This is a genomic window from Kitasatospora sp. NPDC042419 (assembly GCF_056437345.1).
Genome location: NZ_JBWKAW010000009.1, coordinates 39,366 through 50,579 on the forward strand (window position 1 = coordinate 39,366; position 11,214 = coordinate 50,579).

12 protein-coding genes are annotated in these 11,214 nt (G+C 74.6%); 8 read left to right on the forward strand and 4 right to left on the reverse strand.

The window, feature by feature from the left end; translation table 11 throughout:
- The first annotated feature begins 21 nt into the window (after window positions 1–21).
- The 8 genes from AC067J_RS19075 (at window position 22) to cyaB (ending at window position 8,528) form a co-directional block, all read left to right on the forward strand.
- A complete protein-coding gene (locus tag AC067J_RS19075) occupies window positions 22–246 on the forward strand; it encodes an MbtH family protein (protein ID WP_478300610.1) in 225 nt (74 codons plus the stop codon).
- 79 nt (window positions 247–325) lie between these two features.
- Complete coding sequence (locus AC067J_RS19080) at window positions 326–2,176, forward strand: ABC transporter ATP-binding protein (RefSeq protein WP_478300612.1); 1,851 nt, start codon at window positions 326–328, stop codon at window positions 2,174–2,176.
- Window positions 2,169–3,911, forward strand: a complete 1,743-nt coding sequence (locus tag AC067J_RS19085) for an ABC transporter ATP-binding protein (RefSeq protein WP_478300614.1) — start codon at window positions 2,169–2,171, stop codon at window positions 3,909–3,911. The genes AC067J_RS19080 and AC067J_RS19085 overlap by 8 nt, the downstream gene beginning before the upstream one ends.
- 107 nt (window positions 3,912–4,018) lie before the next feature.
- Window positions 4,019–4,858 (forward strand): siderophore-interacting protein, encoded by an 840-nt coding sequence (locus tag AC067J_RS19090; protein ID WP_478300616.1) that lies wholly within the window; start codon window positions 4,019–4,021, stop codon window positions 4,856–4,858.
- Entirely contained in the window at window positions 4,855–5,919 is a 1,065-nt protein-coding gene (locus AC067J_RS19095) for a FecCD family ABC transporter permease (RefSeq protein ID WP_478300618.1), read from the forward strand. Before AC067J_RS19090 ends, AC067J_RS19095 begins: the two co-directional genes overlap by 4 nt.
- A complete protein-coding gene (locus tag AC067J_RS19100; RefSeq protein ID WP_478300620.1) occupies window positions 5,916–7,028 on the forward strand; it encodes a FecCD family ABC transporter permease in 1,113 nt (370 codons plus the stop codon). The genes AC067J_RS19095 and AC067J_RS19100 overlap by 4 nt, the downstream gene beginning before the upstream one ends.
- 590 nt (window positions 7,029–7,618) lie before the next feature.
- On the forward strand, window positions 7,619–7,954 hold the full coding sequence (locus AC067J_RS19105; RefSeq protein WP_478300622.1) for a hypothetical protein: 336 nt from the start codon (window positions 7,619–7,621) through the stop codon (window positions 7,952–7,954).
- Window positions 7,955–7,967: 13 nt separating this feature from the next.
- A complete protein-coding gene (cyaB, locus tag AC067J_RS19110) occupies window positions 7,968–8,528 on the forward strand; it encodes a class IV adenylate cyclase (protein WP_478300624.1) in 561 nt (186 codons plus the stop codon).
- Window positions 8,529–8,615: 87 nt separating this feature from the next.
- On the opposite strand, the gene AC067J_RS19115 is transcribed toward cyaB, so the two are convergent.
- The 4 genes from AC067J_RS19115 to AC067J_RS19130 all read right to left on the reverse strand — a co-directional run bounded on the left by AC067J_RS19115 (window position 8,616) and on the right by AC067J_RS19130 (window position 11,207).
- Window positions 8,616–9,062, reverse strand: coding sequence for an NUDIX hydrolase (locus tag AC067J_RS19115; RefSeq protein ID WP_478300626.1), 447 nt, complete (start codon window positions 9,060–9,062; stop codon window positions 8,616–8,618).
- A 194-nt stretch (window positions 9,063–9,256) separates the two neighbouring features.
- On the reverse strand, window positions 9,257–9,769 hold the full coding sequence (locus AC067J_RS19120) for a GNAT family N-acetyltransferase (RefSeq protein ID WP_478300628.1): 513 nt from the start codon (window positions 9,767–9,769) through the stop codon (window positions 9,257–9,259).
- A complete protein-coding gene (locus AC067J_RS19125) occupies window positions 9,766–10,578 on the reverse strand; it encodes an ABC transporter ATP-binding protein (protein WP_478300630.1) in 813 nt (270 codons plus the stop codon). Before AC067J_RS19125 ends, AC067J_RS19120 begins: the two co-directional genes overlap by 4 nt.
- Entirely contained in the window at window positions 10,575–11,207 is a 633-nt protein-coding gene (locus AC067J_RS19130) for an isochorismatase family protein (RefSeq protein ID WP_478300632.1), read from the reverse strand. Before AC067J_RS19130 ends, AC067J_RS19125 begins: the two co-directional genes overlap by 4 nt.
- Between the last annotated feature and the right edge of the window lie 7 nt (window positions 11,208–11,214).

The following is an 11,214-nucleotide window of genomic DNA, read 5'->3' on the forward strand; positions in this document are numbered from 1 at the left end:
ACGAATCACTAGGAGAACCAGATGAGCGCCACCAACCCGTTCGAGGACGACGACGCCCGCTACCTCGTGCTCGTCAACGAGGAGAACCAGCACTCGCTGTGGCCCGCGTTCGCCGAGGTCCCGGCCGGCTGGACCACCGTCTTCGGCGAGGACAGCCGCCAGGCGTGCACCGAGTACATCGACGCCAACTGGACCGACCTGCGCCCGGCCAGCCTGATCGCCCGGACCGAGGCCGCCGCCTCCTGACCACCCCGGGAGGGGACGGCCGCGCGCCGTCCCCTCCCGTCCCGTTTCCCCCCGCACACACCCGACGGATGGCCATCGCGTGAGCACCCATCAGCCAGAACCCGCCGCCGGCCCGTCCGACGGCCTGACCGCCGAGCAACTCGCCGACGAGGAACTGGAGCCCGGTGCCCTCTCGGCCGAACGCCGCCGCCGGGCCCGCGCCCTGCTCCGCGGCTCGCTCCGGCCCCACCGGGCCACGGTGGCCGCCGCCATGACCGCCGCGGCGATCCGCCAGCTCGCCCTGCTCGCCGTGCCCTGGTGCGTCCAGAAGGCACTCGACGACGGCATCCAGAAGCACGACAGCGGGGCCGTGCTCACCTGGGCCGGCGCCACCGCCCTCGCCGCCCTCGTCCAGTTCGCCGGCCTCTACGGCTGGCAGTACTGGGCCGGCTACGCCGACGCCAAGGTCGGCGCCGACCTCCGCGCCCGCCTGCTGCACCGGCTCTCCGGCCTGGACCGGGCCGCCCTCGCCTCGCGCGGCCACGGCGACCTCGCCATGCGCGCCACCCGCGACACCGACCTGGTCCGCGAATGGGTGCACGGCCTCGCCGTCTGGGTCGTCCTCGGCGTCACCTTCCTCACCGTGCTGCCCCTCATCGCGTCCCTCGACCTCAGCCTGCTGCTGGTCGCCCTCGGCACCCTGCCCTTCCTGGTCTGGGTCAACCTGCACTTCCCGCGCCGCTTCGCCGCCGCCAGCGGCGAACTCGCCAAGGCCCACGGCGACCGCGCCGACGCCGTCGCCGACCTGCTCCAGATCGGCACCGGCCTGCGCGGCACCGGCGGCCACCGCCCGCTGGTCGACCGGCACCACGGCTCCAGCGCCGAGGTCACCGAACGGACGGTCATCGCCGCCCGGATCGAGGCCAGCTGGGCCGCCGTCGGGCCGTTCGTCCCCCGCCTCGCCGTCGCCGCCGGCGTCGGCTTCGGCGGCCTCGCCGTCCTCGACGGCCGGCTGACCGTCGGCGGACTCACCGCCTTCACCTCCTGGATGGCCATCGTCACCCTCGCCACGCGCGTCCTGGTCGACCGCCTCCTGGAGCGCGGCCAGGCCGACGTCGCCGCCGCCCGGATCGACGAGGCCCTCTCCATCCGACCCGTCGTCGCCGAACCGCCCGCCGGGAAGGCCGTGGCCCTCCCCGCGCACGGCGCGCTCACGTTCACCGGCGTCACCGCGGTCCGCGACGGCCGCACCGTCCTCGGACCGGTCGACCTCACCGTCCGGCACGGCGAGTTCGTCGCCGTCTCCGGCGCCACCGGCTCCGGCAAGAGCACCCTGCTGCGCCTCGCCGTCCGCCTGGACGACCCCGACTCCGGCACCGTCACCTACGGCGGCACCGACCTGCGCGAGGCCCGCCTCGACCAGGTCCGCGAACGCATCGCCTACGTCGCCCAGCGGCCCGTGCTGCTCTCCGGCACCGTGGCCGACAACCTGCGCCTCGGCCGCGACATCGACCTGGACGCCCTGCACGAGGTGTGCCGCACCGCCGGCATCCACGACCAGCTCGCCGCCATGCCCGACGGCTACGACACCGAACTCGGCGAGGGCGGCACCGCCCTGTCCGGCGGCCAGGTCCAGCGCCTCGCCATCGCCCGCGCCCTGCTCGGCGACCCCGCCGTCCTGCTGCTCGACGACTCCACCTCCGCGCTGGACACCACCACCGAGCAGCTCGTCCTCGACCGGCTGCGCACCTGGGCCGGCCCCGACCGCACCGTCCTGTTCACCACCCACCGCTCCGCCGTCCTGGACACCGCCGACCGCGTCGTGACCCTGGAGTCCCCGCGCGGCGCCCTGGAGTCCCCGCGCGGCGCCGCGCCCGGCGACAGCGGTGCCACTCCCGAAGGGCCCGACGCCGTGACCACCCCGGACGCCATGGAGGTGGCCCGTGGCTGAGCAGCCCCTGCTCAAGGACGAGGCCGACGAGCGCGCGGTGCTCCGCCGCGCCTGGCCCTACCTGCGCCCGCACCGCGCCCGCCTCGGCGTCGCGCTCGGCGTCGGCCTGGCCGACTCCGCCGCCCTGGTCGCCGTCGCCCCGCTGATCGGCCTGGCCACCAACTCCCTGCTCGACGGCGACCGCGGCGGCCTCGGCCTCGCCGTCGGCCTGCTGGCGGCCCTCGCGGCCGCCCAGCTGGTGCTCGCCCGGGTCGGCGAACTGCTGCTCATCAAGGGCGGCGAGTCCGTCGTCCGCACCCTGCGCGAGCAGGCGGTGGAGAACCTGGCCACCGCACCGCTGCGCTTCCTGGAGACCCACCGCAGCGGCGAGCTGCTGCGCCGCGCCACCGGCGAGGTCGCCGCGCTCGCGGCGTTCGTCCGCATGCACCTGCGCAACCTGGTCTCCTCCGTGGCCACGCTGGCGTTCACCCTGGTCGTGCTGGCCGGCTACTCCTGGCTGCTGCTGCTCGTCCAGCTCGCCGTGTTCCTGCCGCTCACCCTGCTGGTGACCCGCTGGTTCCAGCGCGACGCCGCCTCGGCGTTCGGCGGCAAGGCGAGCGCCGAGGCGACGGTCGCCGCCACCTTCTCCGAGACGCTGACCGCCCGCGAGGCCCTGCAGACCTCCCGCGGCCTGGCCGGCTGGACCGGGCGCTTCGACCGCGAGAACCGGCACGCGGTGCACGCCGCCCGCCGCGCCCTGCGGGTCGAGAACCGGATCGACCTGGTCAGCCTGATCGAAGGCACCGCCCTCGTGGTGCTGCTGCTGGTCGGCGGCTGGCTGGTCACCCGGGACGGCGTCAGCGTCGGCACCGTCGTCGTCTTCATCGTCTCCAGCCGCAACCTGTTCGACTCCTTCGCCGACATGTCCCAGCTCGTCGGCGAGGTGCAGACCGCCCGCACCGGCCTCGCCCGGCTGCTGGACCTGCTGGCCGCCACCACCCCCGAGCGCCGCCCGGCCCGCGCGGAGGGCCTGCCCTCCCGCGGCGACCTGCGCTGCACCGCCGTCGACTTCGGCTACCGCGCCGAGGGCCTGGACCTGCACGGCCTGACGCTGGACTTCCCCGAAGGCAGCCGCACCGGCGTCGTCGGCGAGACCGGCTCCGGCAAGACCACGCTCTCCAAGCTGCTCTGCGGCCTCTACCGGCCCGACGGCGGCGCGGTGACCTTCGCCGGCACCGACCTCGTGGACATCCCGGAGGAGCAGCTGCGCCGCCGGATCGTCCTGGTGCCGCAGGAGGTCCGCCTGGTCTCCGGCACCATCGCCGACAACCTCGCCCTGGTCCAGGGCGCGCCCGACCGGGCGCGGATCGAGAAGACCGTCGACGAACTCGGCCTGCGGGAGTGGCTGGAGGACCTGCCCGGCGGCCTGGACGCCGAGGTGGGCCAGCGCGGCGGCAACCTCTCGGCGGGGGAGCGCCAGATCCTCGGCGTGGTCCGGGCGGTGCTGGCGGACCCGGCGGTCCTGGTGCTGGACGAGGCGACCGCGGACATCGACCCGGTGACGGCGGCCCGGCTGGAGCACGCGCTCGACGAGCTGCGCTCCGACTGCACCCTGGTGGTCATCGCCCACCGGCCGGCCACCATCGCCCGGCTGCCCCGGGTGGTCCGGCTGGACGGCGGGCGCCTGGCGGGTGACGAAACGGCAGGTGGGGGCGTCGAATCCGGTACCCCGGCTGGTCTTGAAGTCCGAGGTTAGGCTAACCTAATCAAATGATCGCCTCGTGCCGCCGTCCCGGAAACGCTCCGGGACGGCGGCACGGGACTGTCCGGGCCTGCAGACACCTCCACGGAATGGGCTGACCGATGAACACCGACACGGCACCGCCGCGCATGCGGATCGTCCGCCACCCGCTCAAGTACCGCCTGCTGGAGGTCAAGCAGGTCGTCCGGGTCACCCCCGGCACGGTGCGGGTGACCTTCGCCGGCGACGCGCTCGACGGCTTCTGCGAGCAGGCCCCCACCGACCACGTCAAGCTCTGCTTCGCCTTCCCGGGCGACGAGCTCCCGGTCGAGCCGATCGTCGAGAACGACACCTGGATGGACGCCCCCGAGGGCATGTCCGAGCCGCTGACCCGCGACTACACCATCCGCCACTACCGGCGCGAGGCCAAGGAACTGGACATCGACATGGTCCTGCACGGGACCGGCGTCGGCTCCAGCTGGGCCGCCGCGGCCGAACCCGGCATGAAGCTCGGCGTCTTCGGCCCCCGCGGCTCGGAGGAGATCCCCTTCGTCCACGACTGGTACCTCCTCGGCGCGGACGAGACCGCCCTGCCCGCCCTCGCCCGCTGGCTGGAGATGCTCCCCGCCGGCGTCAAGGTCCTCGCCTTCGCCGAGGTCCCCGGCCCCGAGCACGAGCAGCTCCTCGCCACCGCCACCGACGCCACCGTCACCTGGGTGCACCGCGGCGACGCCGAGTCCGGCAGCACCGACCTGCTGGAGCAGGCCATCCGCGCCGCCGAGCTGCCCGAGGGCATGGGCTTCGCCTGGGTCGCCGGCGAGGCCAACACCCTCAAGCCGATCCGCCGCTACCTGCGCAACGACTGCGGCCTGACCAAGAACCAGGTCGACGTGGACGGCTACTGGAAGCGCGGGGTGGCCAACCACGACCACCACGAGGACGACCACCAGCCGCACGCATGAGCACCCACACACTCGGCAAGCCCGCCCCCGCCCGCCCGGCGCCCGCGCCGCGCGGGCGGGCCGGCACCGCCCGCCGCACCGCCTGGCTGCTCGGGGCGCTCGCCCTGCTCGCGGTCCTCGCCGTCGCCGGCATCGCGATCGGCGCCCGCTCGATCGCCCCCGGCCAGGTCCTGCACGTCCTGCTGAACCACGAACCCACCTCCGAGGACTGGATCGTGGTCCACCACTCCCGCATCCCCCGCACCCTGCTGGGCATCGCCGTCGGCGCCGCCCTCGGCATCTCCGGGGCCATGATGCAGGCGCTCACCCGCAACCCGCTCGCCGACCCGGGCCTGCTCGGCATCAACGGCGGCGCCGCGGCGGCCGTCGCCGCCGGCACCGCGCTGTTCGACCTGCGAACCTTCGGGTCCTTCGTCTGGTTCGCCCTCGCGGGCGCCGCCGTCGCCGCCCTCGTCGTCCAGATCCTCGGCGGCGGAGGACGCGCCTCGGCCACCCCGGCCCGGCTCGCCCTCGCCGGCACCGCCGTCACGGCCGTGCTCACCGCCTTCGTCAACGGGCTCATCCTGCTCGACCCGCTCACCCTCAACCGCTTCCGGTTCTGGCAGGTCGGCACCCTCGCGGGCGTCGACTCCGCGGTCCTCGGCCAGGTCCTGCCCTTCCTCGCGGCCGGCGCGGTCCTCGCCCTCTTCCTCGGCCGGCCGCTGAACGCCCTGGCCCTCGGCGACGACGCCGGGCACGCCCTCGGCGCCAACCCCACCCGCACCCGGATCCTCAGCCTGCTCGCCATCACCCTGCTCTGCGGGGCCGCGACCGCCGCGGTCGGCCCGATCGCCTTCATCGGCCTCGCCGTCCCGCACCTCGCCCGCCACATCTGCGGACCGGACCAGCGCTGGATCATGCTGCTGTCGGCCGTCCTCGCCCCGGTGCTGCTGCTCGGCTCGGACATCGTCGGCCGGCTCGCCCTGCACCCCGCCGAACTCCAGGTCGGTGTCGTCACCGCGTTCATCGGGGCCCCGCTCTTCATCGCCCTGGTACGCGGCCGGAGGATCGCCCAACTGTGAAAAGCCCCACCACGGTCGAGCGGCCCGCCGACGCCGCACCCGCCCCCGCGGCGGCGCCCGCCCCCCGGACCGCCGTCCCGCTGCGCGCCGTCCGGCTGCCCGGCGGCCTCTCGCTGCGCTGGCACGCCCGCGCCACCGTCGTCGGCCTGCTCGTCCTCGCCGCGCTGTGCGGAGCCGTCGTCTGGGCGCTGACGGCCGGTGACTACCCGCTGCCCGTCTCCGACGTGCTCGACGTGCTCACCGGCGGCGGACGGCGCGCCGACCGCTACATCGTGATGGAGGTGCGGCTGCCGCGGCTGCTCACCGCCCTGCTGGTCGGCGCCGCCCTCGGGCTCGCGGGCGCCCTGTTCCAGACCCTCGCCCGCAACCCGCTCGGCAGCCCGGACGTCATCGGCTTCACCGTCGGCTCGGCCACCGGCGCCCTCGCGGTGATCCTGGTCATCGGCGGCAGCGCCGCCACCGTGGCCGGCGGCGCGGTGGTCGGCGGGATGCTCACCTCTGTCGCCGTCTACCTGCTCGCCCGGCGCGGCGGCACCCAGGGCTACCGGCTGGTGCTGGTCGGCATCGGCGTCAGCTCGCTGCTGTCCTCGCTCAACGCCTACCTGATCGCCCGCGCCTCCTTCAGCGACGCCCAGAGCGCCGCGGTCTGGCTCACCGGCAGCCTCAACGCGCGCGGCTGGGAGCACGTCGTCCCGATGGCCGTCGCCCTCGCCGTGCTGCTGCCCGCCGCCGTGCTGCTCGGCCGCCCGCTGCGGATGCTGGAGATGGGCGACGACGCGGCCTCCTCGCTCGGCGTCCGGACCGAGGGCGCCCGGGTCTGGCTCGTGCTGATCGGGGTCGGCCTCACCGCCGCGGCCACCGCCGCCGCCGGCCCGATCCCCTTCGTCGCCCTGATCGCCCCGCAGGCCGTCCGCCGCCTCACCCGGGCCACCGGCCCCAACCTGCTCGGCTCCACCCTCCTCGGGGCCCTGCTGCTGGCCGTCAGCGACCTCGCGGCCCAGCGCCTGCTGGCCCCCACCCAGCTGCCGGTCGGCGTGCTCACCGGCGTCGTCGGCGGCTGCTACCTGGTCTGGCTGATCCTCGGCCAGTGGCGCGCCAAGCGCGGCTGACCCCCAAGGGACCGCGGACCACGCGGTGAATTGCGGCGGGCCCGGTGGACGACCCACCGGGCCCGCTCCTGCGGCGGCCCGGTCCGCCGGTGAAGGCCCGGCCCCCGATCGGCGGCGCTCACCGGTTCCCTCCCGGTAGGTGACGGCTGCACACGCATGAGGTGTCACCGCAGAGGCACACCAGCACCACCGCACGCGCCTCGTCCCGAATCCCACCGGGGCACCCGTGGTGGGCACCGAACAGGCATTCCGCCGAGATGTAGCGGCCCCCCTGCCTGGTGTCGAGACGGACCACGATGTCGGCGGGTTCGTCAGGCCGTGCGGCGACGGTGATCACCGGGTCTCCCCGGGAGCCGGACACGGGAAGGTGTGCGCGACGACTGCGCGGCATTCGACCTCGCCGCGTTCCCCGAGATCGTCCGCGTCTACTCCGACCAGTCGTCCGCCGCCGCGGAGATCGGGCGGTCCGCCCGGTCCGCCGGTGAACTCGACGTCCTTGCCGTCCGCGGCCTGGGTCTCCTGGGCCTTCGGGACTCGCTGCTCCGTCCGCACCTCGACCGCGACGGCGACCTGCCGCCCCCCGTCTCCGTGTGCTCCTGCTGGACCCGGAGTCACCGGCCCTCGTCCGCAGGGCGGCCGAGATCGGAGAGTCCCCGGAGTCGCTGGCCAGTGGTGTCCGGCTCGCCGAGGCCCGTCTTCGTGAGCTCGCGGAGGTCGGCCACGTCGAGGTCTACCACTACCGGTCCCTGCCGGTGTGGCGCGTGATCCGGCTGGACAGGACGCTCTACGTCAGCGCGTTCGACGCGGACTGGGAGGGCCACGAGTCGGCGACCTACAAGGTGCCGGCCACGCCGTACGGTCCGCTGTACCGAGGGTGGCGCCGGATGTTCGACGCTTTGGTGGCCGACGCCGAGCGCGTGATCTGACGGAGGGACGACGGTGGCGATCGAGGCGGAGCTGAAGGCCGTAGTGCGGGACCCCGAGGGGATTCTCCGGCTGCTCGAAGACCGGTACGGGCCCGGGCGTGCGGAGGTCTATCGCGACACCTATTTCGACGCACCCGACGGATCGCTCATGGGAACGGACCGGGAACTGCGGATCCGTACCGTGCACAGCCCGGACGACACCCGGACCGTCCTGACCTACAAGAGCGCCCGGGTGGATGAGGCGTCCGCCTCGAAACCCGAGGCCGAGACGAGGGTGGAGGACGCGGAGGCCGCCCACGAGATCGTTCGTGGCCTCGGATTCGTCCCGCGCATCGCGTTCGAGAAGCGGTGCAGGAACTACTCGTTCACCGCTGGCGGACGGCAGCTCCTCGCCACCCTCGTCCGAGTACCCGAGATCGACGGCACATTCATCGAGTTGGAGACCATCGCGAAGGCGGACGACGACCTGCTTCCCGCCCTCCGTGTCGTCCGCACGGTGCTGGCCGGTCTCGGGATCGCGGAGGACGATCTGACGACGGAGCAGTACACCGACGCCGTGGCCGCCGCACGCTGAGGCCCGCGCGGACCGGATGCACCACCGCTCAGGCGTCCGTCGTCCCGCCGAGGAGCAGCTCGGCGGGACGAGGCGGGACTCCGGATGTCAGCCGCCGAGCAGCGCCCGTGTCTCGTCGCTCACCTCGGGCAGCCGGCCCCGGTCCGCCCAGGTCCAGTCGCCGTGCTCGGAGAGGACGACCGGCCCGTGCCGCCCGACCGTGACCGCGAAGGTGAACTGCCGGGTCAGCCGGCCGCTGCCGGACGTGTAGTCGAAGGCTCCGACGTAGCCGGTGACCTCGTCGACGGTGAGGCCGGTCTCCTCCAGGACCTCCCGCTCCAGCGCCTGCCCCAGCTCCTCGCCCGGCTCCACACCGCCGCCGGGCAGCTCCCACAGGCCGCCGAGGAAGTCCTCGGGCCTGCGCCGCAGCAGCAGCACCCGGCCGTCCCGGTCGTGGATCAGCGCACCGACCACGAACTTCGCGACACCCGCCTCCGCCGCCTCGGCCAGGAGACCGGGGACGAGGCCGGGTTCGGTGACGAAGAGGGAGGTCACAGCAGCTCCTTGTGGTGGTCGATCACCTTGCGGGCCGCGCGGACGTACCGCCCGGCCAGGGGAAGATCCTCCCCACGATGCCAGACCGGCAGCTTGACCGTGTGCCGCCGGTACGGCCCCTCCCACGGTGGTCCGGACGACGCGGCGGGCCCGGTGGAGTGTCCACCGGGCCCGCCGTCGTGGTCGTGCCGTGCTCAGAGGGCCCGGGTGAAGACCCGGGAGTTGCGGGCCGGGTCGAGGCCGGCCGCCCACTCGCGCGGGGCGGCCGAGGCCGGGATCTCCGTGAAGCCGTGGTGCAGGAACAGCTCGCCGCCGCCGGTGGTGGCGGTCACCAGGGCGCGCAGCCCGCGGCGGCGGGCCTCGGCGAGGACGGCGGTCACCAGGAGCGAGCCGAGGCCCGCGCCCTGACGGTCGGTCCGGACGCAGAGGTTGTGCAGCAGCCCGGTCGGGGGCCGGCCGGCCTCGGGCGTCAGCGCGCGGAGCGCGACGCAGGCGTCGAGCCGGCCGTGCGCGCCCGCGCCGGGCCCGTCGTCCTCGGCGCGGACCATCAGGAAGGTGTCGCCGGGCCGCCGGTACGCCTCCGGCGCGCGCTCGCGCAGCGCACCGGAGCGCATGAACGGGGCGGACAGCGCGTACAGCGCCGGCGCGTCCGGCCCCGTGGCGCGGACCGCCCGCAGGACCGCGGACGGCCGCAGCGCCGCTGTCACCGGACCGGGCCGCGGCGCACGGGGGCCAGCGGGACGACCAGCGGGGTGCCGGTCTGCGGGTCCTCGATGATCTGGCAGGGCAGGTCGAAGACCTGCTCGACCAGTTCGGCGGTGACGATCTCGGAGGGCACGCCCTCGGCGACCACCGCGCCGTCGCGCATGGCGATCAGGTGGGTGGCGTACCGGGTGGCCTGGTTGAGGTCGTGCAGGACGGCGACCAGGGTGCGGCCCTGCTCCTGGTGCAGGCGCGCGCAGAGGTCGAGCACCTCGACCTGGTGCGCGATGTCCAGGAACGTGGTCGGCTCGTCGAGCAGCAGCAGCGGGGTCTGCTGCGCGATCGCCATGGCGAGCCAGACCCGCTGGCGCTGGCCGCCGGAGAGCTCGTCGACGAAACGGTCGGCGAGGGCGTCCACGTTGGTGGCCGCCATCGACTCGGCGACGATCCGCTCGTCCTCCTGCGACCACTGCCGGAACAGGCCCTGGTGGGGGTACCGGCCGCGGGCGACGAGGTCGGCGACGGTGATGCCGTCCGGGGCGGTGGAGCTCTGCGGGAGCAGGCCGAGCCGGCGGGCCAGCTCCTTGGCGGGGAGGGCGCCGATCTGCTCGCCGTCGAGGAGCACCCGGCCCGAGGCGGGCTTGAGCAGCCGGGCGAACGCCCGCAGCAGGGTGGACTTGCCGCAGGCGTTGGGGCCGACGATCACGGTGAACGAGTCGTCCGGGACCGCCACCGACAGGTCGGTGGCGATGGCGCGGTCGCCGTAGCGCAGCGTCACCTTCTCGGTGTGCAGCCGCTCGCCGGTGGTGGTCACTTGTCCTCCAGGAGCTCGGCGGTGCTCAGCACGACGGCGCACTTCTCGGCGGCCCAGCGTAGTGCTTCGGTGTGCTGCCGGGCGGAGAAGTCGGCGACGGCGTCGCCCACCACGAAGGCCTGGATGTCGCGTGACCACGCGTCGGCCGCGGTCATCATGACGCCGATGTGGGCGTAGACGCCGACGATCACCAGCTGGTCGCGGCCGGACTTCTCCAGCAGCTCGGCGAGGTCGGTGCGGGCGAACGCGCTGTACTTCCACTTCAGCAGCATGTGGTCCTGCGCCGCGGGCGCGACGACGGCCGGCACTGCCTGGGCCTGCGGGTCGTCGGGCAGTCCGGGGCCCCAGAAGTCCAGCTGGAGGCCGCGTTCCCCGGGGGTCTGGCCGCCGCGCTGGTGGGAGTAGACGACGGGCATGCCGAGCCGGCGGGCGTGCTCCAGGATCCGGGCGGTGTTGGCCAGGGCGGGGGCCAGCGGGGGGCCCTCGGCCGGGAAGGCGCCGAGGAAGTAGTTCTGCAGGTCGTGGACGAGGACGGCGGCCCGCGCCGGGTCGACCCGCCACGGCACCTTGCGGGGCGGGAGGTCCGCGGGGCCGGGCAGTTCGTAGGGGGCGATGGCAGGCAGTGCCATACGAGGG

What these genes read in the sequence shown, in the direction of transcription:
- AC067J_RS19075 (WP_478300610.1), top strand. Translation starts at nt 22, where the DNA reads ATGAGCGCCACCAACCCGTTCGAGGACGACGACGCCCGCTACCTCGTG.
- AC067J_RS19090 (WP_478300616.1), top strand. Translation starts at nt 4,019, where the DNA reads ATGAACACCGACACGGCACCGCCGCGCATGCGGATCGTCCGCCACCCG.
- AC067J_RS19095 (WP_478300618.1), top strand. Translation starts at nt 4,855, where the DNA reads ATGAGCACCCACACACTCGGCAAGCCCGCCCCCGCCCGCCCGGCGCCC.
- AC067J_RS19130 (WP_478300632.1), bottom strand. Translation starts at nt 11,207, where the DNA reads ATGGCACTGCCTGCCATCGCCCCCTACGAACTGCCCGGCCCCGCGGAC.